This window comes from Stenotrophomonas sp. YJH_SMC_65, assembly GCF_059369475.1.
Genome location: NZ_JCAFSR010000006.1, coordinates 151,307 through 176,105, shown reverse-complemented (window position 1 = coordinate 176,105; position 24,799 = coordinate 151,307). Strand labels below are relative to the sequence as shown.

Genomic DNA, 24,799 nt, shown 5'->3' with positions numbered 1-24,799 from the left:
CGGACCCCGGCCTGGCCGGGGTTCGTCGTTTATGGGGCCAGCCCTGTCGTAGCATGGGCCGGTCGACCGCTGCCGCTGGGGCGCGGAACCGCATTGGAAGCATGCAATGGAAGCACTGATAGCCCTGGTCGTACTGGTTCTTCTGGCTATTCCGCTGTTGCTGGTGGTCGCGCTGGTGATGATCGCCGGCCTGCGCCGCCGCGTCGCTGCGCTGGAAAGCGCGCTGGCCGATGCGCCGGCCAGTGTCAGGCCGGTGGCTACCGCGCCTGCGGCTGAACGGCCTGCGGCCACGCCTTCGGCCAGTGCCGATCCACCGTTCCTGCGGCCGGTCGTCACTGCTGCACCGCAGCCCCCGCAGCCGCCGGCGCGCGAGGCAGCGCCCACCGGAGCGCCCGTCCTTCGTCCTGTTGCGCCACCGCCAGTACCGCCTGCGCCGGTGCAGCCACCGTTGCCTTCCGAGCCGGCACTGCCCAACTTCATCGAGCGCGGCATTGGCGCGGTCAAGCGTTGGTTCACCGAAGGCAACGTGCCGGTCAAGATCGGCATGCTGGTGCTGCTGGCCGGTGTCGCGGCGCTGCTGAAGTACGTCAGCGACCAGGGCTGGCTGGTGTTGCCGATCGAGCTGCGCCTGGCCGGCATCACCGTGGGCGCGCTGGGCCTGCTGGCCTTCGGCTGGCACCAGCGCGAGCGCCGGCGCCTGTTTGCGCTGGCCTTGCAGGGCGGTGCCATCGGCGTGCTGCTGCTGACCATCTTCGCGGCCTTCAAGCGCTTCGACCTGATTCCGCCGGGCTTCGCCTTCGCCAGCTCCATTGCCCTGGTGGCCGGGCTGTGCGTGCTGGCGGTGGTGCAGAACTCGCGCACGCTGGCCGTGCTGGGGATCCTGGCCGGCTTCATGGCACCGCTGTGGCTGTCCACCGGCAGCGGCAATCACGTGGGGCTGTTCAGCTATTACGCGGTGCTCAACGCAGGCATTTTCGCCATCGCCTGGTTCCGCCCTTGGCGCGCGCTGAACCTGCTGGGCTTCGCCTTCACTTTCGGCATCGGCACCTTCTGGGGCGTGCTGCAGTACGTACCGGACAAGTTCAGCAGCACTGAGCCGTTCCTGCTGTTGTTCTTCGTGTTCTACCTGCTGATCCCGCTGCTGTACGCGCGCCGCCAGCCGGCCGGCCGGCGCGATCTGATCGATGGCAGCCTGGTGTTCGGCGCGCCGCTGGTCGCATTCTCGTTGCAGGCAGGCATGCTGCACGAACAACCGATGACGCTGGCACTATGCGCGCTGGGCCTGGCCGCGATCTACGCGGTACTGGCACGGGCGCTGATCGCACGTGCCTCGTACACCATGCTGGCGCAGTCGCATGCCGTGCTTGCGGTGGGCTTCGCCACGCTGGCGGTGCCGCTGGCCTTGTCGGCGCGTGCCACCGGTGCCGTGTTTGCGCTGGAAGGTGCAGGCCTGGCCTGGTTGGGGCTGCGCCAGAAGCGCTGGCTGCCGCAGGTATCCGGCGCGTTGCTGCAGATCGGCGCCGCATTCGCCTTCGTTGCCGGTGGCGACCACTGGCACGAAGACCTGCGCTTCCTGATCAACCCGACCGCCATCGGCGCGCTGTTGCTGGCCCTGGCCGGCTTCGCGTCGGCGTGGAGCTACCAGCGCAGGCCACGTCATGAGGTCGCACTGGTGTACTACCTGTGGGGCCTGCTGTGGTGGCTGGGCGGCCTGGTCCATGAGATCACGCGCTTCTTCCCGTACCGCACCGAAGTGGACGCGTTGCTGGTGCTGGCCGCGGTCACTGCCTGGCTGGTGGCCGAAGTGCAGCGTCGCCAGCCGGCACGTGCACTGGGCGTGACCGCACTGGCCATGCTCGCGCTGGGCTTCCCGCTGGCCCTGGTGCAGAGCGATGCACACCACCAGCCGTTCGCCGGTTATGGCGCGCTGGCCTGGGCGGTGTTCGCGGTGCTGGGCGTGCGGACCCTGCTGTGCCTGCGCCAGGGCGGCGATACCGTGGCCCGCATCGCGCAGTTCCTGTGGTGGCTGCTGTGGCCGTCGCTGCTTTCGCTGCTGGCCCTGTGGGGCGGTGGCGAAGCCGATCTGGCGCAGGGCTGGACGACCCTGCTGGTGACCTTGCCATGGCTGCTGATGGCGGCACTGTCGCTGTGGCGCTGGAATGCGCTGCGCTGGCCATTGGGACAGGCCTTCGACAGCGTGCGCGTCCCGCTGCAGTGCGTGCTGTTCGGCCTGCTGTCGATCGGCTGGCTGTTGGGCCAGCTGCTGCCGGGCGACGCTGCACCGCTGTTGTGGCTGCCGGTGCTGAATCCGGCCGAGATCGGCCAATGGTTGAGCCTGTTGCTGCTGGCGCGCTGGCTGTACAGCAATCAGGGTTCGCAGGCCCCGCAGGCATTGCTGAACATCCGCATGCCGCTGCTGGCACTGGCGGCCTTCGTCGCGCTGACCAGCCTGGTGCTGCATGGCGTGCACCATTGGGGTGGGCTGGCGTGGAACGCGTCGATGATGCGCTTCAGCCTGGCCCAGACCAGCCTGACCGTGTTGTGGAGCGTGCTGGGCGTGATTGCCTGGGTGTGGGGTTCGCGTCGTGGCCAGCGTGTGCTGTGGATGGTCGGTGCCGTGCTGATGGGCGTGGTACTGGCCAAGCTGGTTATTGTCGATCGCCAGCACCTGGGCAACCTGCTGGGCATCGCATCGTTCATCGCCTACGGCCTGCTGTGCACGGTCGTGGGTTATCTGGCACCGGCTCCGCCGAGCGTGGCGCCGACCGTGGAGGAAAAGCAATGAGGAAGTGGAGCAGGGCGCTGCTGCCGGCGATGTTCGGCATGCTGGCCGCCGTCGTGGTGCAGGCGGCTGATTACCGCACGCAGTATGCCGAGCAATGGCCGCTCACATTGTCCAGCGCGCAGTCCGGTGCCTACCGCATCGTGCTGGAGCCGGCGATCTACCGCCGTGCCGTGAGCCCCGACCTCAGCGACCTGCAGGTGTTCAATGCAGCCAGCCAGCTGCTGCCGTCGGCACTGCTGGCGCCGGACCAGCCGCTGGCGCAACCGCCGGTGCAGCGTGAACTGCCGTGGTTCGTGCTGCCGCCGCTGGCCGATGCCCAGCGCAACGATCTGCAGCTGCTGACCGAGCGTGATACCGATGGGCGCGTGCGCCGGGTCGAAGCACGGGTGAGTGGCGGGGCGACGGCGAACGGGCAGGGCGGCTGGCTGATCGACGCCAGCATGCTCGACCAGCAGCCGCTGGCGGCGCTGGTGCTGGACTGGGCCGACAGCGGCCAGCCGCTGCAGGCGCAGGTTCAGCTGGATGCCAGTGATGACCTGCAGCACTGGCGATCGATGGGTCGCGACGTGCCGCTGGTGGATCTGCAGCGCGCCGGCAAGCGCCTGCTGCAGCGCCGCCTGCAGGTGGACGGCACTGCACGCTACCTGCGCATCCTGGCGCAGGGCGACTCGCGGCTGCCGACCCTGCGCGGCGTGTTGGCGGAACTGCCGCCAGCGCCGGCCACGCTGCCGTGGGAATGGCTGTCGCTGGAGCCGACGTCGAAGGGCAAGGGCGAATACACCTTCGAGATGGATGGCCGGTTCCCGGTGGCGCGCGCCGATGTGGCCAGCACCGACAACAGCCTGGTGCAATGGACGCTGTTCAGTCGTGATGACGAGAGTGCCGAGTGGCAGCGCCGCAGCGCGCCGTGGATCGCCTACCAGGTGCAACAGGGCACGCAGGGCCAGCGCCAGCAGTCGGCGGCGCAGCCGCTGGGCGGCGTGCACCGCGACCGCTACTGGAAGCTGGTGGCGAATCCGGCGGAATCTGCCACTGCGCCGACGCTGCGCCTGGGCTACCAACCGGAAGTGCTGGTGTTCCTGAGCCAGGGTGCGGCGCCCTACGCACTGGCGGTGGGCAGCGCGACCGCGCGCCGCACGGACGCGCCGATCGGGGTGTTGATCGAGGAACTTCGGCAGCGCAACGATCCGTCGTGGCAGCCGACGCTGGCGCGACTGGAAGGCAGCCCGGAACCGCTGGCGGGCGACGCGGCGCTGAAACCGCAGCATGACTGGAAGTCGTGGCTGTTGTGGGCGCTGCTGGGTCTGGGCGTGCTGGTGGTGGGTGGCCTGGCGCTCAGCCTGCTTCGGCAGAAGCCGACGCCTTCGGCGTAGGTTCCGGCGAACGGCGCGGCCCCTCGTGGGTGGCTGCAAAGCGCGATCCCGGGGATGGGCCGAGCGGGTGGGCTGGGCAGGGGACGCCGTGAATCCGTCCCTGGAGGCTTAGCCGCGCCATCCATGGCGCGGATACCCCTGCCCAGCCCACCCGCCCGGCCTCTGACAGTTTCCGTGTGCGTCCACCCACGGAAAGAAAAAAAAGAAGAGCAAAAGCTGCTTGGCTGGGCGCTCTTTGTAGAGCCGAGCCCACGCTCGGCTGCTCTCCACGAGATCCCCAGCCGAGCATCAGCTCGGCTCAACCTTCCATCGCCCTCCGACACCAGAAACCGTCTTTGCTTTCGCCGTCCGCTCCGCCTCATGAACCTGTCGAGGCCAGGGGGGTCTGGGCTCGCGGGGGCGTAAGCGCCATGGATGGCGCGCCCGAGCCTCCAGGGATGGATTCACGGCGTCCCCCGCGAGCCCACACCGCCCCGGCCCACCCACAGCATCACAAGGCGCCAGCGCGTTGGCTCTGGCTGTTGCCGTTGCTGTTGCCGTGCGCCTCTGCCTGCCGCAGGCATCGGCCCTCCCACCAGCCGCACCCGATACAATGGCCGCCTGCCGTAGCCCGGCATCCCGTCCCTGAGCCAAAGAGTTGCCCATGTCCATCGTCCGCATGACCGACCTCGACCTCTCCGGCAAGCGCGTGCTGATCCGCCAGGATCTGAACGTGCCGATCGAGAATGGCCGCATCACTTCCGAACAGCGCATCACCGCTTCGCTGCCGACGCTCAAGCGCGCGCTGGAGCAGGGCGCGGCAGTGATGGTCACCTCGCACCTGGGGCGCCCGAAGGAAGGCGTGTGGAGCGAGGCCGACTCGCTGGCGCCGGTCGCCCAGCGCCTGTCCGAGCTGCTCGGCCGCGAGGTTCCGCTGGTGCGTGACTGGGTCGACGGCGTCGACGTGCAGCCGGGCCAGCTGGTGCTGCTGGAAAACTGCCGCATGAATGTCGGCGAGGGCAAGGACGACGAGGCCCTGTCGAAGAAGTACGCCGCCCTGTGCGACGTGTTCGTGATGGATGCCTTTGGTACCGCACACCGCGCGCAGGCCTCGACCCATGGCGTCATCCGCTTCGCCCCGGTCGCGGCCGGTGGCCCGCTGTTGATGGCCGAGCTGGACGCGCTGGCGCAGGCGCTGGACGCACCGGCCAAGCCGCTGCTGGCCATCGTTGCCGGTAGCAAGGTCAGCACCAAGCTGGAACTGCTGGCCAACCTGGTCGGCAAGGTCGACCAGCTGATCGTTGGTGGTGGCATCGCCAACACCTTCATCGCTGCCGCCGGCTACAAGGTCGGCAAGTCGCTGTATGAGCCGGACCTGCTGGACACCGCGAAGAAGATCGTGGCCGATGCCAAGGCGCGTGGCGCCGACATCCCGCTGCCGGTCGACGTGGTCACCGCCAAGCAGTTCATGCCGGACGCTGTTGCCGAAGTGAAGGCGGTCGACGCCGTCGCCGAGGACGACCTGATCCTGGATATTGGCCCGCAGACCGCTGCGCAGTACGCGCAGCTGATCGGAAAGGCCGGCACCGTGGTCTGGAACGGCCCGGTCGGCGTGTTCGAGTTCGAAGCCTTCAGCAAGGGCACCGAAGCGCTGGCCCGCGCCATCGCCAGCTCGCCGGCATTCTCCATCGCGGGCGGTGGCGACACCCTGGCGGCGGTCGACAAGTTCGATATCGCCGGGCAGGTCAGCTATATCTCCACTGGCGGTGGTGCGTTCCTGGAGTTCCTGGAAGGCAAGACCCTGCCGGCCGTCGCCGCGCTCGACGCGCGCGGCGCATGAGTGCCGACCGTAGCAAGGATGTCCTGTTCTTCGACCTCGACGGCACGCTGATCGATTCGCAGGTGGGCATCACCGCCTGCATCGCCTATGCGCTGCAGAAGATGGACCATCCGGTGCCGCCGCAGGAGACGCTGCTGGGCTGGATCGGTCCGTCGCTGCGCACCACCTTCGCGCCGCTGTTCGTCGAACCGGCACGGGTGGAACAGGCGGTGGGCTACTACCGTGAGCGCTTCGACGCCGAAGGCTGGCGCGAACACACGGTGTACCCGCAGGTGGAAGACACGCTGCGCACGCTGCATGGCCGTGGCCACCGCCTGGCGGTGGTCACCGCCAAGAACGAGCCGCATGCGCGCCGCATCCTTGCACACCTGCCGTTTGGCGGGCTGTTCGAGGAGATCATCGGTTCGACCCTGGATGGCTCGCGCAGCCACAAGCCGGAGCTGGTCGGGGAAGCTCTGCGCCGGCTGCAGGTGCAGCCCGCACAGTGCTGGATGATCGGCGACCGCCGCATGGACATCGAAGGCGCGCGTCACCACGGCCTGCGCAGCGTGGGTGTGCTGTGGGGCTTTGGCGGTGAGGCGGAACTCACCGCGGCCGGCGCTGGCCAGCTGGCACGCGAACCGGCGCAGCTGGAAACGCTGCTGGCCTAGCTCCCTGTAGCGCCGAGCCGATGCCCGGCTGCTCCGGCGAGTGGCCAGCCGGGCATGGGCTCGGCTCTACGGAATGCCCTGCGCCAGCGTATGTCCGGACAATGTCCGTTGCATGACCTGCGGAGTCAGGCAGCACAAGGCTGTAACCGTATACATGCGGCGTGAAGGATGTGCTAATTTCCGTTCTTTAACGGGAGAGGCCCATCCACCATGTTCGAGCGTCAGCGTCGCACCAAGATCCTTGCCACCCTCGGTCCGGCCACTGATCCGCCGGGCGTGCTGGAGGATCTTTTCCGCGCCGGCGTCAATGTGGTGCGCCTGAACTTCAGCCATGGCGATCCGTCCGGCCAGGCCAAGCGTGCTGCCGAAGTGCGCGCCGCGTCGGCCCGCGTGGGCGTGGAAGTGGGCATCCTGGCCGACCTGCCGGGCCCGAAGATCCGCATCGAGCGCTTCGCCGAAGGTAAGGTGCAGCTGAAGGCGGGTGACCGCTTCGACCTGATCGCCAGCGAGAACGCCGGCCCGGGCAACGCCAGCCAGGTGGGCGTGAGCTACCTCGGCCTGCCGCAGGACGTGGGCCCGGGTGATGTGCTGCTGCTCGACGACGGCCTGATGCAGCTGCAGGTGGTGGAAGTGCAGGGCGAGCGCATCGTCAACACCGTGCTCAACGATGGTGTGTTGTCCGACCGCAAGGGCCTGAACAAGCAGGGCGGCGGCCTGTCGCTGGGTGCCCTGACCGAGCGCGACAAGGAACTGATCGGCATCGTTGCCAAGATCGGCGTGGACTTCATCGCCGTGTCGTTCTGCCGCAACGCGCAGGACATGAACGACGCGCGCGACATCGCCCGCTCGCACGGCTGTGATGCCGCCCTGGTGTCGAAGATCGAGCGCACCGAGGCGATCGAGAACCTGGAAGAAATCGTCGAGGCCAGCGACGTGGTGATGGTTGCCCGTGGCGACCTTGGCGTGGAAATCGGCGATGCCGAGCTGCCGGGCCTGCAGAAGAAGATCATCAAGGCCTCGCTGGCGCAGAACAAGGTGGTGATCACCGCCACGCAGATGCTGCAGTCGATGGTGGAAAGCCCGATCCCGACCCGCGCCGAAGTGCTGGACGTGGCCAACTCGGTCATCGACGGTACCGACGCGGTGATGCTGTCGGCGGAAACCGCCGCCGGTGCCTACCCGGTCAAGGCGGTGGAAGCGATGGCACGCATCTGCCTGGGTGCCGAGCGCCAGTTCCAGACCGAGACCGATTTCAACGCCTCGCCGCGCAACCTGGAACGTGCCGACCAGGCAATTGCCATGGCCACCATGTTCCTGTCGCAGCATGTGGGCGTGCGCGCGATCGTGGCCATGACCGAATCCGGCGGCACCGCGCGTTACCTGTCGCGTTTCCGCGCCAAGGCGCCGGTGTTCGCGGTCACCCGCCACGACGGCGCGCGTCGCCAGATGGCGCTGATGCGCGATGTGTTCCCGATCAACTTCGACAGCCGCGGCCTGACCCCGCGCGAAGCGGCGCGCGGCAGCATCCGCCTGCTGGTCGAATCGGAACTGCTGCAGGCCGGTGACCGCGTTGTGTTCACCAGCGGCGAGCACATGGAAACCCATGGTGCCACCAACACCCTGCGCCTGCTGGAAGTGGGCGAGGATGGCCGCGCCATCGGCCTGGGCGATCTGTAAGCCCTGACGGTCGGGTCGGCGCTGCCGATCTGGGGTCAGAGCCCTGAAGGGATCTGACCCCGTACTGACCAGGGGTCAGATCCCTGAAGGGGCTCTGACCCCATGCCGCAGGACATCCTTTGTCCTGCGTAGACGTGGAAGCGTTTCCATCCTGTCCTCCACGGCGAGGCAACGGGCAGCAGGGCTATACTTACGTTTTTCCCGCACCCGCCACAGGAAATACATGAGCATCGAACAGCTGGCTGAAACCGCCCAGGCCATGGTCGCCCCGGGCAAGGGCATCATCGCGATCGACGAATCCACCGCTACCATCGCCAAGCGTTTCGCCGGCGTCGGTATCGAGAACACCGAGGAGAACCGTCGCGCCTACCGCGAGCTGCTGCTGACCACGCCGAAGCTCAACGAGCACATTTCCGGCGCCATCCTGTACGACGAGACCATCCGCCAGTCGACCAAGGACGGCGTGCCGTTCGCCAAGTACATGGCCGACCACGGCATGATTCCGGGCATCAAGGTGGACAAGGGTGCGCACCCGCTGGCCGGCTGCCCGGGCGAGCTGGTGACCGAAGGCCTCGACGGCCTGCGCGAGCGCCTGCAGGAGTATTACAAGCTGGGCGCGCGCTTCGCCAAGTGGCGTGCGGTCATCAACATCGGCGAGAGCATCCCGTCGGGCACCTGCATCGAGTCCAACGCCCATGCGCTGGCCCGCTATGCAGCGCTGTGCCAGGAATGCGGCCTGGTGCCGATGGTCGAGCCGGAAGTGATCATGGACGGCGAACACGACATCGAAACCTGCTACGAAGTCACCGAAGCCACCCTGCGCTCGCTGTTCGACGCGCTGTACCAGCAGAACGTGCTGCTGGAAGGCACCATCCTGAAGGCCTCGATGGTCATCTCCGGCAAGGACTGTGAAGAGCAGGCCGATGTCGAGGAAGTGGCCGAGTCGACCGTGATGTGCCTGAAGAGCACCGTGCCGGCGATCCTGCCGGGCGTGGTGTTCCTGTCCGGTGGCCAGAGCGACGAGCAGTCCACCGAGCACCTGAACGCGATGAACCAGCTGGGCAACCTGCCGTGGCCGCTGAGCTTCTCCTACGGCCGCGCCATGCAGCAGGCCGCGCTGAAGCTGTGGGCCAAGGACATGAAGGGCAACTACGCTGCTGCCCAGAAGACGGTGTACGAGCGCGCCAAGGACAACGGCCTGGCCGCGCTGGGCAAGTGGAACGGTTGATCCGTCCCATCGCCGGATGAACAAGGCAGCGCCGGCATCACGCCGGCGTTTGCTTTTGCGGGTATCTTTTCCGCCCCCGCGTGCCTGGCCGGTATGCGGGAACCACATGGAAGGCCAAGGAGAAACAACATGCGTTTGGCAGCAATCACACTGGCCGTTGCCACGGTCCTGGTCGCCAGCGGTTGCAACCGCATCGGCGGCGGCGCGGACGCGGGCAAGGCCGCGTCACTCGATTTCGACAAGCCGGTATCCGGCGAGATCACCTCGCGCAGCGGCATCAACTACAACGACGGCAGCCACCACCAGCTCTACCAGATCAAGCTGGAAGACAAGCAGCTGGTCGGGCTGAAGCTGACCGGTTCGCTGAGCGGCTCGATCGCCGTGTTCAACAACGGCAGCCTGGTGGCCAGCAGCAACACCGGCTACGAGCGCGAAGGCGACGTCTCGGTGGCCTTCCGTGCCAACGGTGGCGGCACCTACCAGGTGGCGGTCAACGCCAACGGCTCGACCGACTACGGTCCTTACCGCCTGCGCGCCGAGAAGTTGGTGCCGTACGACGGCAAGCCGCTGGCGGGCAGCGGCGAGATCGTCGACATGCTGGCCGGTGGTTCCCAGGACTACACCCTGCAGGTGGACAAGGCCGGCCTGTACGAGATCCGCCTGGTGTCGGATGTCTTCGATCCGGTGCTGAAGCTGTCGGGCCAGGGCGTGGATGCAGAGAATGACGATGGCGGCGACAGCACCAACTCGCGCCTGACCCTGTCACTGAAGCCGGGCAAGTACACCCTGACCGCGCGCGGCCTCGGCGACGGCGTCAGCGGCATGTTCACCCTGTCGGCCAACCGCATCGAGCTGCCCGGCAATCTGGTCGAGCGCGATGGCACGGCACTGCCGAAGTCGGGCAGCGTGTACACGATGCTCGACAACGATGGCCGTCGCCGCTTCCTGCTGTCGCTGGACCGCCCGGCCGATGTGCGCCTGGATGCGATATCCAGCCAGGTTGATACCGTGCTGCGCGTGGTCGGCGGCGATGTCGAGCTGACCGACGACGATGGTGGCAACGGCACCAATTCGCGCTTGGAAGAGACCCTGCCGGCCGGTCATTACACGGTCGACGTGTCCAGCCTGAACAATGGCGCGGGCATGGTGGAAGTGCGCGTGCAGGTGGATGGCGCCAGCGCCGATGGGGCTGCGGCCTCGGCGGCACGTGCCGCAGCCGACGCAGCCGCCGTGGCCGATGACGCCGCCGCGGTGGAAGCTGCCAGCCGTTGAGCGTGCCCCACGCCATGCGTGGCTGAGCACGACGGTGCAACGGAAAAGGCCGGGCACTGCCCGGCCTTTTTCTTTACGTCGCGCACCGGGATTCAGTGCGCGGCGGCAAAACCCGCATCACCCAGGGGCGGCAGCATCGCCCCGCGCGGTTCGCTGTCCGCGCTTTGCCCGGCGGCGCTCAACGCCTGCTGGTAGGCCTTGGCCGTAGCGGTATTGAACGCCACCAGCACGATGCGCATCGGTTGCGCATGGCTGCGCTGCCACGCCAGTGTTTCGGTCACTGCGATCTGCGCCGCCTGGTACAGCGGATAGCCATAGACACCGCAGCTGATCGCCGGGAACGCGATCGACTGCACGCCCAGCGACTCGGCCAGCTGCAGCGACTTCCAGTAGCAGTTGGCAAGCAGCGCCGGTTCGTCGCGCTGGCCGTCATGCCAGACCGGGCCCACCGTGTGCAGTACATGGCGCGCCGGCAGCGCATGGGCGCTGGTGGCGCGCACTTCGCCCGTCGGGCAACGCACGCCCGGGCGCAGCTCCGGCAACTGCGCGCACTCGGCCAGCAATGCGGGGCCGGCCGCGCGATGGATCGCGCCGTCGACACCGCCGCCACCGAGCAGTGTTTCGTTGGCCGCGTTGACGATCGCATCCACCGCCAGGGTCGTGATGTCACCCTGCCAAACCTCGATCTTCATGCGTCCGTCTCCTGCCTGTGAGGTGATCCGCGCAGCATCTGCGCCGGCTGTTCCCACGGTAGGGGACAGGGCATCGATACTGCGTCATGACCGTCTCACGCGCTGCGATCCGACGGCCTTCACGCACGATGGCGGGCGACGCCTTCACGCAGGCTGAAGCAGAGCGGGGTCAGATCCTTTCCCGCATGGGAAAGGCTCTGACCCCTGTCGCTGATCCACGCGGGTGGGGTCAGAGCCCTTTCCCTGCGGCAAAGGGATCCGACCCCGGGCGGTTTACGGCAGGCCGGCCAGCCAGTCGTCGTCGGAGCCTTCGTTGACATCGGCGAACAGCGGCGTGGAGAAATAGCGTTCACCGGTGTCCGGCAGCATCGCCAGGATCACCGCGCCGGGTTCGGCGCGGGCAGCCACGTCCAGCGCGCTGGCCACGGTGGCACCGGCAGAGATGCCGACGAAGATGCCTTCCTCGGCGGCCAGGCGGCGCGCGGTGGCGATCGCGCGGTCATCTTCGACCGAGACCAGTTCGTCCACCACATCGCGGTTGAGCACGTCCGGCACGAAGTCCGGGGTCCAACCCTGGATCTTGTGCGGCTTCCAGTCATCGCCCTTGAGCAGGGCGGCGCCGGCCGGCTCGGTGGCGATGATGCGGGTCTGCGGGCGCGCGACCTTCAGCACTTCGCCCACACCAGTGAGCGTGCCGCCGGTGCCCCAGCCGCTGACGAAATAGTCCAGCCGCTTGCCGGCGAAGTCGCGCAGGATTTCCGCGGCGGTGGTGTTGCGGTGATAGGCCGGGTTGGCCGGGTTGGCGAACTGGCTGGCCAGGAACCAGCCGTGCTGTTCGGCCAGTTCGGCTGCCTTGCGCACCATGCCGCTGCCGCGTTCGGCGGCCGGGGTCAGGATCACCTTGGCACCATAGGCACGCATCAGCTTGCGGCGCTCGACCGAGAAGGTCTCGACCATGGTCGCCACGAACTTGTAGCCGCGCGCTGCGGCGACCATCGCCAGTGCCACGCCGGTATTGCCCGAGGTGGCCTCCACGATGGTGTCGCCCGGCTTGAGCAGGCCACGCGCTTCAGCGTCGAGGATGATCGCCAAAGCCAGGCGGTCCTTGACCGAGCCGCCCGGATTGAACGACTCGACCTTGGCGTAAACGCTGACCTGCGGCGGTGCCAGACGCTGCAGCTTGACGATGGGGGTGTTGCCGACGGTGTCGAGGATGGAGTCGTACAGGGCCATGGAAGCGCTCCGGAAACGGGGCCGCGCCGGGCTTCGGCGGGCGAAGGGGGAGGGCTGGCTGTTCAGGCCAGCGGCTGCCGGCTGACCGTAGCGCCGGCATATGACGCCCGGAAATGACCAGATACCTTTCTTAAACAACCTTTGGTTATAAGCTGGTGACGGCAATTGACCCTAGAGTGGACCTCCGCCCCACGCCGCCTGCCTGCCCATGACGCTGACCCAGCTGCGCTACCTGGTTGCCATCGCCGACGCCGAGCTGAACATCACGCTGGCCGCCTCGCGCGTGCATGCCACCCAGCCCGGCTTGTCCAAGCAGCTCAAGCAGCTGGAGGACGAGCTGGGTTTCCTGTTGTTCGTGCGCAAGGGCCGCAGCCTGGAGTCGGTCACCCCGGCCGGGACCGAGGTGATCGCCCGCGCCCGCGCCGTGCTGGCCGAGGCCAACAACATCCGCACCTACGCGGCCAACCAGCGGCGCGAGAGCCAGGGCCAGCTGATCCTGACCACCACCCACACCCAGGCGCGCTTCGTGCTGCCGCCGGCGGTGGCGGCGATCAAGCAGGCTTACCCGCAGGTCAGCGTGCACCTGCAGCAGGCCGGTGAAGCCGACGCGCTGGATCGCTTGAACCAGGGTGACGCGGATATCGCCATCATCAGCACCGCTGGGGGGGAGCCCACCGATGGCATCGCGGTGCCACTGTTCCGCTGGCGACGCCTGGTGGTGGTGCCCAAGGGCCACCCGCTGGACCGCGCCGGGCGTGCACCGGACCTGGCCGCGCTGGCCCGGCAACCATTGATCAGCTACGAATCCTCGACCCGCCCGAATTCGTCGCTGCAGCGTGCGTTTGCCGCCAACGGGCTGGTGCCGGATCTGGCGCTGACCGCGCTGGATGCCGATCTGATCAAGACCTATGTGCGTACCGGCCTGGGCGTGGGCCTGCTGGCCGAAATGGCGGTCAGTTCCAACGACGAAGACCTGAGGTCGTGGCCGGCGCCGGACCCGATCAGCGAGTGCATCGCCTGGGCGGTGCTGCCGCGCGACCGCGTGCTGCGTGATTACGCGCTGGAGCTGGTGCATGTGCTGGCACCGCAGATCGATCCGCGCGACCTGCGGCGGGTGCTGGATGGCAACCAGGCGGCCGCGTGGCCGGTGCCACCGACCTGGGAATCACTGACTCAGACCATCACGGTGTGAGGGGGGCGAGCAGGGCTTGCAGCCCTGCACCTGCCGAATCAATGGCAACAGCCGAAGCAACAGCTGGCTTCCGTGGGAGGCGGGGCGGTGTGGGCAGGCAGGACACGCCGTAAACCCATCCCTGGGGGCTCGATGGCGCCATCCATGGCGCCAACGGTCCTGTCTGCCCACACCGCCCCACCTCTGACAGATCTTCGCGGCTGTTGGTAGGTGTCGACCTTGGTCGACACGGTAGATCCACGCCATGCGTGGATGAAAGCTGTCAGATATCGAAATACATCTGGGGTCAGATCCGTTTTCCTTCGGAAAACGGATCTGACCCCAAAGCCGTTCCAACAGACCGCAGGAAACTGTCGAAGGCGGGGTGGGTCCGGTTGCGGGAGTGTCCGCGGCATGGATGCCGCGGCCAAGCCCCCATGGATGGGTTTACGGCGTCTCCCGCAACCGGACCCGCCCCGCCATTCAACAGGAAGCCAGCTTTTGCTTTTGCTGTTGCTTCGGCTCTTGCCGTGGACGTGGCCTCTGCAGGTGCAGGGCGCAGCCCTGCCGATAAACCCCCTCCTGCGACGGTTCGTCGCACGGGCAACCCTGGACCCGGCTCTACACTAGCGGGATGACCCGGCTGTCCCGCCCGCAGCGCCTTCTGCTCCAGCTTGCCGTCCTGGCGACGCTGCTGATGGTGCTTGCGCCGCTGGTCAGCCGCGCGCTGCAGGCGCAGCCGATGGACCACGCTGCGATGGCCGGCATGGACCACGCGCACATGCAGCATGATGGTGCCGTAGCGGGCCAGAGCCCCTTGCCCGGGCACACGGATCCGACCCCACCGGCCGATCCCCACGCCATGCACGGCGAAGCCTGCGAATACTGCGTGCTGGCGATGCGCCTGCTGCCGTGGCTGGCCGTGCTGGTGCTGCTGTTGCCGCTGTTGTGGCGGCCGCGGCTGGTGTTCCCCTGGTCGCGGCAGGTGCTGCCCGCGCTGTGCTGGCCGGCGCATGCCGCGCGTGGGCCGCCGCCTTTCTCCATCGTTCGCTGATGTCCCTGTCGAATCTGCCGCACGACGCCTGACCGGGCGCCGTGCGCGCGTGCGTACCTTGGAGCTGTTCCGATGAAAATGACTTCCCGCCCCGCGGGCGCCTGTGCGCGCCTGCCGGTTGCCCTTGGCCTGGCCGCAGCTGCAACGCTCGCCCATGCCGCGCCCGCCGAAGAGGCGCGTACCCTCGACACCCTGGTGGTCACCGCTGCCGCACCGTCCTCGCCACTGCACTGGGTGACCGACCCACGCCTGCCGCGGCAGCCGGTACCCGCCAGTGATGGCGCCGATTACCTGAAGACCGTTCCCGGTTTCTCCGCCATCCGCAACGGCGGCACCAACGGTGACCCGGTGCTGCGCGGCATGTTCGGTTCGCGCCTGAACATCCTCAGCAATGACGGCAACCTGATCGGTGCCTGCCCGTCGCGCATGGACAATCCGCTGTCCTACATCGCGCCGGAAAGCTTCGACCGGCTGACCATCATCAAGGGCCCGCAGAGCGTGCGCTGGGGCGCAGGTGCCTCGGCTGGCACCGTACGCTTCGAGCGCGATACACCGCGCTTCGAAGAGCCGGGCCTGCGTGCCGATGCCAGTGCGCTGGTCGGTTCGCGCAACCGCAACGACCAGGTGCTCGACCTGACCCTGGGCAACCCGACCGGCTATGTGCGCGCCAGTGGCAACCGTTCCGAAGCCGATGACTACAAGGACGGCCATGGCGATGTGGTGCCATCGAAGTGGCGCAAGTGGAACGGTGACGTGGCGATCGGCTGGACGCCGGATGCCGACACGCTGCTGGAAATTTCTGCCGGTGCCGGAGATGCGATCGCACGCTATGCGGGACGCGGCATGGACGGGGCCGCGTTCGAACGCACCAGCTATGCCGCGCGCTTCGAGAAGCGCAACCTGCCGGGCGCGTGGGACACGGTGCAGGCCAACGTGTACTACAACGAGGCCGATCACGTGATGGACAACTACACGCTGCGTGCGCCGAACCCGAACAGCATGATGCCGATGCCGATGGCCTCGAACGTGGATCGCCGTACCCAGGGCGGCCGGGTCAGTTCCGAGTGGCGCTGGCAGGACGTGCAGCTGGTGGCGGGCGTGGACGGCGAAGACAGCCGCCATCGTGGGCGCATGGGCATGGGCCGCGGCACCTATCGCCAGGTGGCGTGGGAGACCGATGCCCACTTCCGCCGCTATGGCGTGTTCACCGAGTTGACCCTCGGCGCCGGCACCGATCAGCGTTGGATCAGCGGCCTGCGCATCGATCGCGCCAGCGTGCGCGACGAGCGGCAGTCGCTCCGCGGAATGATGGGCAACATGCCCAATCCGACTGCGGGCCAGCGTCGCAAGGAATGGCTCGGCAGTGGCTTCCTGCGCTACGAGCAGGACCTGGCCGACGGCCTGACCTGGTACGCCGGCCTCGGCCACAGTGAACGCATGCCCGACTACTGGGAGCTGTTCTCGCCCGACCACGGCCCGGCCGATGCGGTGAACGCGTTTGCCGGCATCCAGCCCGAGCGCACCACCCAGCTCGACGCTGGCCTGCAGTACAAGGGACCGCGCGTGCAGGCCTGGGTCTCGGCGTACGCCGGGCAGATCCAGGACTACATCCTGTTCACCTACCACCGCAGCGGCGCGATGGGGATGAGCCAGGCCAGCAACGTCGATGCGCGCATCGCCGGTGCCGAGGCGGGGCTGGAAGTGAGCGTGGCCGAACAGTGGAAGCTGGGTGGCACGCTGGCCTATGCCTGGGGCGAGAACCGCGACCAGCAGCGTCCGTTGCCGCAGATGCCGCCGCTGGAAGCGCGCCTGAGTGCGAACTGGGAAGGCCAGCGCTGGAGCGCCGGTGCGCTGCTGCGCGCGGTGACCCACCAGCACCGTGTCGCAGATGGCCAGGGCAACGTGGTCGCACAGGATCTCGGGCCGAGCGCGGGCTTTGCCACCTTCGCGCTCAACGCGGCGTACCGTTTCGGTTCGCAGCTGCAGCTCAGCGCAGGCGTCGACAACCTGTTCGACCGCGCCTACAGCGAGCACCTGAACCTGGCCGGCAGCGCCGACTTCGGCTTCCCGGCCGACCCGGTGCGCATCAACGAGCCGGGGCGCGCCGTGTGGATGAAGCTGAACTACCGGTATTGATCCGCCGGATGTAAAAAAACGGGGCCGGATCCCCGCCAGGATCCGTCCCCGCCCGACGCCCTCCGTCGGGCAGCTTCGACTCTACGATGACTGACCCGGTGGTGCACGACGGGATACACCCCGATACACGCCGACACTGCCCATGGCAGCCTTGCACGGAATGGGTTCAAGGCGCTATCGCAGCCCTGGTTCCACGCCGGTAAACGCTTGGCACATACCGCTTTCAGGGGCACTTGCCTACACTCGGCGGCCGTGGATCAATTTGGACCGTTCATGTTGGCTCGTATCGCTTCGACCCTGGCCCTTGGCCTCAGCCTGGCCGTGCTGGCCGGGTGCGCAGGCAAACAGGAGGCCGCCGCGCGTCGGCAGGGAGAAGCGGTGCCGGTCACTGCGCAGGTCGTGCAGTCCCGTCAGTGGAGCGACACCCTGCAGGCGCTTGGCACGGCCAAGGCGCGCGAATCGATCAGCGTGACCGCCAAGGTCAGCGAGATCGTCGAGAAAGTGCATTTCGAAAGCGGCCAGCACATTGCTGCCGGTGCGCCGATCGTGACCCTGCGTGGGCAGGCCCAGGAGGCCGCACTGGTGCAGGCGCAGGCGACCTTCCATGAAGCCGATCAGCTGTACAAGCGCCAGCGCGAGCTGGCCGCCCAGCGGCTGGTGTCCAGCGCCACGCTGGATACGCAGAAGTCGATCCGCGATGCCGCCGAAGCGCGCGTGATGCAGATGCAGGCAGACATCGGTGATCGCCGTGTGCGCGCGCCGTTCGCCGGCGTGCTCGGCATCCGCCAGGTCAGCCCTGGCTCGCTGGTGACCCCGACCACGGTCATCGCCACGCTCGACGATATCGAGCACATGCACATCGATTTCCAGGTGCCTGAAGTGGAACTGGCTGCGCTGGGCGTCGGTGACAAGGTCAGCGCCACCAGCGTGGCCTGGCCGGGCCGCACCTTCGAGGGCGTGGTCAGCACCATCGATGCGCGCATCGACCCGGCCACCCGTGCCGTGACCGTGCGCGCCGACTTTGCCAACGGCGACCATGCGCTGCGTCCTGGCATGCTGCTGGACGTGCGCCTGTTCCGCCCCGAGCGCCCGGCGCTGGTGATTCCGGAAATCGCCGTGGTGCAGGTCGGTCGCGATACCTTCGTGTACCGCATCAAGGTTGACGACAGCGTCGAGCGTGTGGACGTGGTGACCGGCGCGCGCCGTGCCGGCGTGGTCGAGATCAGGCAGGGTCTGGAAGCGGGCCAGCGCATCGTGGTCGATGGCACCGGCAAGCTGCGTCCGGGCCTGAAGGTTGCCGCCAAGGACGCAGCGCCCGCCAGTGGTGCAAAGCCCGCTGAAGACGCTGCGCCGGCCGCGGCCGAGGGCCACGGCGGATGAAGCTGTCCGACATCTCCATCCAGCGGCCGGTGTTCGCCGTGGTGATGAGCCTGTTGCTGCTGGTGCTGGGCGTGATGTCCTTCACCCGCCTGACCCTGCGCGAACTGCCGGCCATCGACCCGCCGATCGTCTCGGTCTCGGTGGACTACACCGGCGCCTCGGCGGCGGTCATTGAAAGCCGCATCACCCAGGTGCTGGAAGATGCGCTGGCCGGCATCGAAGGCATCGATACGATCAACGCGCGCAGCACCAACGGCCGCTCGCAGGTCAGCATCGAGTTCACCTCCAACCGCGATATCGAAGCGGCGGCCAACGACGTGCGCGATGCGGTCAGCCGCGTGGCCGACCGCATGCCGGAAGAGGCGCGGCCACCGGAGATCGCCAAGGTCGAAAGCGATGCCGACCCCATCATCTGGTTCAACATGGTCTCCTCGACCATGGACACGCTGGAGCTGAGCGACTACGCCGACCGCTACGTGGTCGATCGCTTTTCCAGCCTCGATGGCGTGGCCCAGGTCCGCATCGGCGGCCGCCAGCGCTATGCGATGCGGATCTGGCTGGACCGGGACCAGCTGGCCGCACGCGGGCTGACCACCGGCGACGTGGAAACCGCGCTGCGCAACGAGAACGTGGAGCTGCCGGCCGGCCGCATCGAGTCGACCGACCGTGATTTCACCCTGCGCGTGGAGCGCAACTACATCAAGCCCGAAGATTTCGCGACCATCCCGCTGGGCAAGGGCCGCGACGGTTACGTGGTGCGCATGGGCGACGTGGCGAAGATCGAGCTGGCCTCGGCCGAACGCCGCGCGTACTACCGCAGCAATGGCGAGCCCGGCATCGGTCTGGGCATCGTCAAGACCTCCACCGCCAACTCGCTGGACGTGGCGCGTACCGCGCGCGCTGAAGCCGAGCGGGTGGCGCTGACCCTGCCCAAGGGCACGCAGATCTTCGTCGCCTTCGACAACACCACCTTCATCGAAGCGGCGGTGGACCGCGTCTACGCCACGCTGGTGGAGGCGATGATCCTGGTGCTGGCGGTGATCTGGCTGTTCCTCGGCAGTTTCCGCGCCGCGTTGATCCCGGCGGTGACGGTACCGGTCTGCCTGGTCGCGGCGTTCATCGCACTGTATGCGTTCGATTTCTCGATCAACCTGCTGACCCTGCTGGCGCTGGTGCTGTGCATCGGCCTGGTGGTGGACGATGCGATCGTGGTGGTGGAGAACGTGCAGCGCCGCATCGACCTGGGCGAACCCCCGCTGGTGGCCTCCAAGCGCGGCACCGCGCAGGTCGCCTTCGCGGTGATCGCCACCACCGCCGTGCTGGTGGCAGTGTTCCTGCCGGTCGGCTTCCTGGAAGGCAACACCGGGCGCCTGTTCCGCGAGCTGGCAGTGGCGCTGGCCGCCGCCGTGGCGTTGTCCGCGTTCGTGGCGCTCACACTGACGCCGATGATGGCCTCCAAGCTGCTCAAGCCGCACACCGGGCAGGCGCCACGTGGCCTGCACGGCTTCATCAACCGCAACCTGGAACGCCTCGCGGGTGCCTATGGGCGGGTGCTCGATCACCATGTCGACCGCACCTGGATCTACCTGCTGGTGATGGTGGCCGCGCTGGTCGCCAGCTGGGGCCTGCTCAAGCTGCTGCCCTCGGAACTGGCGCCGGCCGAAGACCGCGGTTCGTTCCAGATCATGATCGACGGCCCGGAAGGTGCCGGCTACGACTACACCGTGCAGCAGGTGCAGCAGGTGGAGGCGCTGCTGGCCCCGCATGTCGGCCCGGACAAGCCGATCGTGCGTGCCAACCCGCGCGTGCCCGGTGGCTTCGGTGCCAGCGAGGAAATGCACACCGGCCGCGTCAGCATCTTCCTGCAGCCGTGGCGCCAGCGCAGCGAGGCCACGCCGGACGTGGCCAACGAACTGCAGAAGGAACTGGACACCATCCGTGGCGTGCGTGTGCGTACCCAGGTCGGTGGCGGCCTGGTGCGCAGCGGCGGGCAGCCGTTCCAGATCGTGCTGGGTGGGCCGGAATACGCGGAGATCGCGCAGTGGCGCGACCGCATCCTGCTGCGCATGGCCGACAACCCCGGCCTGGTCGGCCCCGACTCGGACTACAAGGAAACCCGGCCGCAGATGCGGGTCAACATCGACCGCCAGCGTGCGGCCGATCTCGGCGTGCCGGTCACCGCGATCGGTTCGGCGCTGGAAACCATGATGGGCTCGCGCCGCGTCACCACCTTCGTCGACAACGGCGAGGAGTACGACGTGCTGGTGCAGGCCGGACGTGACGGTCGCGCCAGCCCGGCCGACCTGGCCGCGATCCGCGTGCGCGCCACCTCTGGCGAACTGGTGCCGCTGTCCAACCTGGTCACGTTGAGCGAAGTGGCCGAGGCCGGCACCCTGAACCGCTTCAACCGCCTGCGCTCGATCACCATCAGTGCCGGCCTGGCGCCGGGCTATCCGCTGGGCGAGGCCATTGCCTGGGCGCAGAACGTGGCCCAGGAAGAGCTGCCGCAGTACGCGCAGGTGAACTGGAAGGGTGAATCGCGCGAGTACCAGAGCGCCGGTGGCGCCGTGCTGCTCACTTTCGCCATGGCCCTGCTGGTGGTCTACCTGGTGCTGGCCGCGCAGTTCGAGAGCTTCATCCACCCGCTCACCATCATGCTGACCGTGCCGCTGGGCGTGCTCGGCGCGCTGGTCGGGTTGTGGGTGAGTGGCGGTACGGTGAACCTGTTCAGCCAGATCGGCATCGTGATGCTGGTTGGCCTGGCCGCGAAGAACGGCATCCTCATCGTCGAATTCGCCAACCAGCTGCGCGACGATGGGCGCAGCGTGCGCGAGGCGATCATTGAATCGGCGATGGTGCGCCTGCGCCCGATCCTGATGACCTCGATCGCCACCGTGGTCGGCGCCATTCCGCTGGTGGTGGCCGGTGGTCCCGGTTCGGCCAGCCGTGGCACGATCGGCATCGTGATCATCTTCGGCGTGACCCTCTCGACCTTCCTGTCGCTGTTCGTGGTGCCGGCGTTCTACGCGCGGCTTGCCCCGTACACCCGTTCGCCGGAAGCGGTGAAGCGCGAGCTGGAGAAGCAGGAAGCGGAATCGCCGTCGGTGGGCGGCCATGCCTGACCGGCACGCCGACGGGGTCGGGTCCCTTGCTGACGGGGTCGGACCCCTTTCCCAAAGGGAAAGGGCTCTGACCCCACTTCGAGGCGACGGCTTCCAGCTGCGCCCCTGGCGCCCGGATGATCTGGAATCGCTGCTGCGCCACGCCAACGATCCCGAGGTGTCGCGCGGCCTGCGCGACCGTTTCCCGTACCCGTACACGCGCACCGATGGCGAGGCCTTTCTCGCCGGCCGCGTCCTGGCCCCCGGAACCCTGAATCTGGCCATCGAGATCGACGGCCAGGCCTGCGGCAGCGTCGCTGCCCAGCAGGGCATGGCCGAGCGTGGGCACACCGCCGAACTGGGCTACTGGCTGGGCCAGGCCTATTGGGGGCACGGCGTGATGACCCGTGTGGTCGGGCTGTTCGCACCGTGGGTGATGGACGAGCTGCGCCTGTTCAGGCTGCAGGCCACGGTCGTCGACTTCAACCTCGGCTCGGCGCGGGTGCTGGAGAAGAACGGCTTCCAGGAGGAGGGCGTGGAGCGCTGCGCGGTCTACAAGCGCGGCGTGCTGCACGACCTTCGCCGTTTCGCCCGGGTACGCACCCAGCTGCCGTGAACACGCGGGCTGGCCGCTGTAGAGCCGAGCCCATGCTCGGCTGCCCTCGGGGGGCCAAGCCGAGCATGGGCTCGGCTCTACAAAACAGCGCTACCGCAGCGGCCTGCGATCAGGGAGAATCGACCGGTCCCTTCCAGCCGACGGGACGTCCTTACAACCCGCCGACTGGAGAGAGCGCGCGTGGAAGCAACCGTACACTTCATCAACAGCATCATCTGGAGCAAGGCACTGATCTTCGTGTGCCTGGGCGCCGGCCTGTTCTTCAGCCTGCGCACGCGCTTCATGCAGATCCGCGGCTTCTTCGAGATGTGCCGCCTCACCGTCAAGGGTGAGAAATCCGACGCCGGCGTGTCCTCGTTCCAGGCCCTGGCCATGTCGATGGCCGGCCGCATGGGCATCGGCAACATCGCCGGCGTGGCTACGGCCATCGCCTTCGGCGGCCCCGGTGCGATCTTCTGGATGTGGGTGATGGGCTTCCTCGGCGCGTCCACGTCGTATGTGGAATGCACCCTGGCGCAGATCTACAAGACCAAGGACGCCGAAGGCCGCTACCGCGGTGGCCCGGCGTACTACATCGAAAAGGCCATGGGCCTGAAGTGGTACGCGCTGGCCTTCGCCATCGCCACGATCATCGCCGCCGGCTTCCTGATGCCGGGCGTACAGGCCAACGCCATTGCCGACAGCATCATCAACGCCTGCCGTGGCACCGCGCTGTGCGGTCCGCTCGATGGCCAGGCCTTCGGCATGGAATCGGTGCAGGCGCTGAAGCTGGGCATCGGCATCGTGGTGGCGCTGCTGCTGGGCGTGGTGATCTTCGGTGGCGTCAAGCGCATCGCCAACTTCGCCGAAGTGGTGGTGCCGTTCATGGCCGCCGGTTTCATCCTGATGGCCATCGTCATCATGATCATCAACTACGACCGCGTGCCGGAGATGTTCGGCATCATCTTCAAGAGTGCCTTCGGCACGCATGCCGCATTCGGCGCGATGATGGGCCTGGCGGTGGAGTGGGGCATCAAGCGCGGCATCTATGCCAACGAAGCCGGCCAGGGCTCGGGCCCGCATGCAGCGGCCGCCTCGGAAGTCTCGCATCCGGCCAAGCAGGGCTACGTGCAGGCCTTCGCGATCTACTTCGACACCATGATGGTGTGCACCGCCACCGCGTTCCTGATCCTGGCCAGTGGTACCTACAACGTGTACTCGCCGGTGGAGGGCGCCGCGCCGATCTTCCAGGGCCTGGCCGGCATTCCCGAAGGTGCGGGCTACGCCCAGGCCGGCGTGGAAGCGGTGCTGCCGGGCTGGGGTTCGGCGTTCGTGTCGATCGCCATCTTCTTCTTCGCCTTCACCACCATCATGGCGTACTACTACATGGCCGAGACCAACCTCAGCTATGTGAACCACAACAGGAAGCGCCCGCTGACCGTGCTGGTGCTGCGCCTGGGCATCATCGGCATGGTGGTGTTCGGCGCGTTCCATAATGCGACCCTGGCCTGGGCGCTGGGTGACATCGGCGTCGGCCTGATGGCCTGGCTGAACATCATTGCCATCCTCATCATCCAGAAGCCGGCGATGCTGGCCCTGCGTGACTACGAACGACAGAAGAAGCTGGGCCTGGATCCGGTGTTCGACCCTGATGCCCTGGGCATCAAGAACGCCGATTTCTGGCGCCAGCGCAAGCAGGAGAGTGTGTAAGTGAACAACCCCTGGAACAACCGCCGCCCGTCCGCCCGTCCGCCGCGCGCAACGCCGTTGCCGCGCCCGGAGGTGCCGGCCACGGGCGGTGGTGGGCGCGGTGGCAGCGACGAGCTGCGCCTGTACGGCCTGAATGCCGTGCTGGCCGCGTTCGAAGCGCGGCCACAGGCGCTGCGCAAGCTGTACCTGCTGGAGGCGCGCATTCCGCGCCTCCAGCCGCTGCTGAAGTGGTGCGTGGCCAACCGCGTGGGGTATCGCGTGGTTGAAGACGGCGATCTGAACAAGCTTGCCGGCACCACCCACCACGAAGGCGTGGTGGCCGATGTGCTGCGCGCGCCGGCGCTGCCGCTGGCGCAGTGGCTGGAGCAGGTCGGCGACGGCCCGGCGCTGGCGCTGTGGCTTGATGGCGTGGGCAACCCGCACAACCTCGGTGCGATCCTGCGCTCGGCCGCACACTTCGGCGCCAAGGCGCTGCTGCTGCCGGCCGGCAGCACGCTGGCGCTGTCCGGTGCCGCCGCGCGAGTGGCCGAGGGCGGTGCAGAAGCGGTGCCGCTGGTGCAGCTGCCGGAGACCGCCCAGGCGATGACGCAGCTGCGTGCGGCCGGCTTCGGCCTGGCGGCGACCCTGGTGGAGGGCGGTGACGACGTGTTCCGCACCTCGCTGCCGGCCCGCCTGGTGTATGTGATGGGCGCCGAAGGCGAGGGCATGGACCGCAGCCTGGCGGGAGCGTGCGACCAGCAGGTCTCGATTCCCGGCAGCGGCGCGGTGGAGAGCCTGAACGTGGCCTCGGCCACGGCGGTACTGCTGGCGCAGTGGGCGAGCCGCCGCGGCTGATCCGGTATCCCGGGTCGGATCCCTCGCCGCAGGCGAGGGCTCTGACCCCTTCCAGGGTCCGTAATTGCGTCAAGCGCGCATGATGTTTT

General features: G+C 67.8%; 17 protein-coding genes. 15 read left to right on the top strand and 2 right to left on the bottom strand.

Annotated elements, in window-relative coordinates; genetic code table 11:
• Window positions 1–106 precede the first annotated feature (106 nt).
• The 7 genes from AC5P7A_RS13110 to AC5P7A_RS13080 all read left to right on the top strand — a co-directional run bounded on the left by AC5P7A_RS13110 (window position 107) and on the right by AC5P7A_RS13080 (window position 10,804).
• On the top strand, window positions 107–2,785 hold the full coding sequence (locus tag AC5P7A_RS13110; protein ID WP_495220197.1) for a DUF2339 domain-containing protein: 2,679 nt from the start codon (window positions 107–109) through the stop codon (window positions 2,783–2,785).
• Complete coding sequence (locus AC5P7A_RS13105; protein ID WP_032962132.1) at window positions 2,782–4,158, top strand: DUF3999 domain-containing protein; 1,377 nt, start codon at window positions 2,782–2,784, stop codon at window positions 4,156–4,158. The genes AC5P7A_RS13110 and AC5P7A_RS13105 overlap by 4 nt, the downstream gene beginning before the upstream one ends.
• 643 nt (window positions 4,159–4,801) lie before the next feature.
• Window positions 4,802–5,977, top strand: coding sequence for a phosphoglycerate kinase (locus tag AC5P7A_RS13100; protein WP_014648236.1), 1,176 nt, complete (start codon window positions 4,802–4,804; stop codon window positions 5,975–5,977).
• The gene (locus AC5P7A_RS13095; protein WP_111205442.1) at window positions 5,974–6,627 is read left to right on the top strand and encodes an HAD hydrolase-like protein; all 654 of its coding nucleotides are present in this window, start codon (window positions 5,974–5,976) and stop codon (window positions 6,625–6,627) included. Before AC5P7A_RS13100 ends, AC5P7A_RS13095 begins: the two co-directional genes overlap by 4 nt.
• Before the next feature lie 210 nt (window positions 6,628–6,837).
• Window positions 6,838–8,304 (top strand): pyruvate kinase, encoded by a 1,467-nt coding sequence (gene pyk, locus AC5P7A_RS13090; protein WP_032959168.1) that lies wholly within the window; start codon window positions 6,838–6,840, stop codon window positions 8,302–8,304.
• 223 nt (window positions 8,305–8,527) lie between these two features.
• Complete coding sequence (locus AC5P7A_RS13085) at window positions 8,528–9,532, top strand: class I fructose-bisphosphate aldolase (RefSeq protein ID WP_445978749.1); 1,005 nt, start codon at window positions 8,528–8,530, stop codon at window positions 9,530–9,532.
• A gap of 129 nt (window positions 9,533–9,661) precedes the next feature.
• Window positions 9,662–10,804: a hypothetical protein gene (locus AC5P7A_RS13080; RefSeq protein ID WP_014648232.1), complete on the top strand. Its 1,143-nt coding sequence runs from the start codon at window positions 9,662–9,664 to the stop codon at window positions 10,802–10,804.
• A 92-nt stretch (window positions 10,805–10,896) separates the two neighbouring features.
• On the opposite strand, the gene AC5P7A_RS13075 is transcribed toward AC5P7A_RS13080, so the two are convergent.
• Together AC5P7A_RS13075 and cysK are read right to left on the bottom strand one after the other, a co-directional pair.
• Complete coding sequence (locus AC5P7A_RS13075) at window positions 10,897–11,496, bottom strand: O-acetyl-ADP-ribose deacetylase (protein ID WP_445978750.1); 600 nt, start codon at window positions 11,494–11,496, stop codon at window positions 10,897–10,899.
• A 273-nt stretch (window positions 11,497–11,769) separates the two neighbouring features.
• A complete protein-coding gene (gene cysK / locus AC5P7A_RS13070) occupies window positions 11,770–12,729 on the bottom strand; it encodes a cysteine synthase A (RefSeq protein ID WP_014648230.1) in 960 nt (319 codons plus the stop codon).
• A 208-nt stretch (window positions 12,730–12,937) separates the two neighbouring features.
• On the opposite strand from cysK, the gene AC5P7A_RS13065 reads away from it, so the two are divergent.
• From AC5P7A_RS13065 to AC5P7A_RS13030, 8 genes are all read left to right on the top strand, one after another.
• Window positions 12,938–13,921, top strand: coding sequence for a LysR family transcriptional regulator (locus tag AC5P7A_RS13065; RefSeq protein WP_010481448.1), 984 nt, complete (start codon window positions 12,938–12,940; stop codon window positions 13,919–13,921).
• Window positions 13,922–14,534: 613 nt separating this feature from the next.
• Complete coding sequence (locus AC5P7A_RS13060; protein WP_197621835.1) at window positions 14,535–14,954, top strand: DUF2946 domain-containing protein; 420 nt, start codon at window positions 14,535–14,537, stop codon at window positions 14,952–14,954.
• Between the two features lie 72 nt (window positions 14,955–15,026).
• The gene (locus AC5P7A_RS13055; RefSeq protein WP_495220196.1) at window positions 15,027–17,090 is read left to right on the top strand and encodes a TonB-dependent copper receptor; all 2,064 of its coding nucleotides are present in this window, start codon (window positions 15,027–15,029) and stop codon (window positions 17,088–17,090) included.
• 273 nt (window positions 17,091–17,363) lie between these two features.
• A complete protein-coding gene (locus AC5P7A_RS13050; RefSeq protein WP_046432263.1) occupies window positions 17,364–18,470 on the top strand; it encodes an efflux RND transporter periplasmic adaptor subunit in 1,107 nt (368 codons plus the stop codon).
• Window positions 18,467–21,592: an efflux RND transporter permease subunit gene (locus AC5P7A_RS13045; protein WP_014648225.1), complete on the top strand. Its 3,126-nt coding sequence runs from the start codon at window positions 18,467–18,469 to the stop codon at window positions 21,590–21,592. The genes AC5P7A_RS13050 and AC5P7A_RS13045 overlap by 4 nt, the downstream gene beginning before the upstream one ends.
• Window positions 21,585–22,187, top strand: coding sequence for a GNAT family N-acetyltransferase (locus tag AC5P7A_RS13040; RefSeq protein WP_126411301.1), 603 nt, complete (start codon window positions 21,585–21,587; stop codon window positions 22,185–22,187). Before AC5P7A_RS13045 ends, AC5P7A_RS13040 begins: the two co-directional genes overlap by 8 nt.
• Window positions 22,188–22,367: 180 nt before the next feature.
• Complete coding sequence (locus tag AC5P7A_RS13035) at window positions 22,368–23,876, top strand: alanine/glycine:cation symporter family protein (protein ID WP_495220195.1); 1,509 nt, start codon at window positions 22,368–22,370, stop codon at window positions 23,874–23,876.
• On the top strand, window positions 23,877–24,710 hold the full coding sequence (locus AC5P7A_RS13030; protein WP_046432259.1) for a TrmH family RNA methyltransferase: 834 nt from the start codon (window positions 23,877–23,879) through the stop codon (window positions 24,708–24,710).
• Window positions 24,711–24,799 lie beyond the last annotated feature (89 nt).

What these genes read in the sequence shown, in the direction of transcription:
- AC5P7A_RS13110 (WP_495220197.1), top strand. Translation starts at nt 107, where the DNA reads ATGGAAGCACTGATAGCCCTGGTCGTACTGGTTCTTCTGGCTATTCCG.
- AC5P7A_RS13105 (WP_032962132.1), top strand. Translation starts at nt 2,782, where the DNA reads ATGAGGAAGTGGAGCAGGGCGCTGCTGCCGGCGATGTTCGGCATGCTG.
- AC5P7A_RS13100 (WP_014648236.1), top strand. Translation starts at nt 4,802, where the DNA reads ATGTCCATCGTCCGCATGACCGACCTCGACCTCTCCGGCAAGCGCGTG.
- AC5P7A_RS13095 (WP_111205442.1), top strand. Translation starts at nt 5,974, where the DNA reads ATGAGTGCCGACCGTAGCAAGGATGTCCTGTTCTTCGACCTCGACGGC.
- pyk (WP_032959168.1), top strand. Translation starts at nt 6,838, where the DNA reads ATGTTCGAGCGTCAGCGTCGCACCAAGATCCTTGCCACCCTCGGTCCG.
- AC5P7A_RS13085 (WP_445978749.1), top strand. Translation starts at nt 8,528, where the DNA reads ATGAGCATCGAACAGCTGGCTGAAACCGCCCAGGCCATGGTCGCCCCG.
- AC5P7A_RS13080 (WP_014648232.1), top strand. Translation starts at nt 9,662, where the DNA reads ATGCGTTTGGCAGCAATCACACTGGCCGTTGCCACGGTCCTGGTCGCC.
- AC5P7A_RS13075 (WP_445978750.1), bottom strand. Translation starts at nt 11,496, where the DNA reads ATGAAGATCGAGGTTTGGCAGGGTGACATCACGACCCTGGCGGTGGAT.
- cysK (WP_014648230.1), bottom strand. Translation starts at nt 12,729, where the DNA reads ATGGCCCTGTACGACTCCATCCTCGACACCGTCGGCAACACCCCCATC.
- AC5P7A_RS13065 (WP_010481448.1), top strand. Translation starts at nt 12,938, where the DNA reads ATGACGCTGACCCAGCTGCGCTACCTGGTTGCCATCGCCGACGCCGAG.
- AC5P7A_RS13060 (WP_197621835.1), top strand. Translation starts at nt 14,535, where the DNA reads ATGACCCGGCTGTCCCGCCCGCAGCGCCTTCTGCTCCAGCTTGCCGTC.
- AC5P7A_RS13055 (WP_495220196.1), top strand. Translation starts at nt 15,027, where the DNA reads ATGAAAATGACTTCCCGCCCCGCGGGCGCCTGTGCGCGCCTGCCGGTT.
- AC5P7A_RS13050 (WP_046432263.1), top strand. Translation starts at nt 17,364, where the DNA reads ATGTTGGCTCGTATCGCTTCGACCCTGGCCCTTGGCCTCAGCCTGGCC.
- AC5P7A_RS13045 (WP_014648225.1), top strand. Translation starts at nt 18,467, where the DNA reads ATGAAGCTGTCCGACATCTCCATCCAGCGGCCGGTGTTCGCCGTGGTG.
- AC5P7A_RS13040 (WP_126411301.1), top strand. Translation starts at nt 21,585, where the DNA reads ATGCCTGACCGGCACGCCGACGGGGTCGGGTCCCTTGCTGACGGGGTC.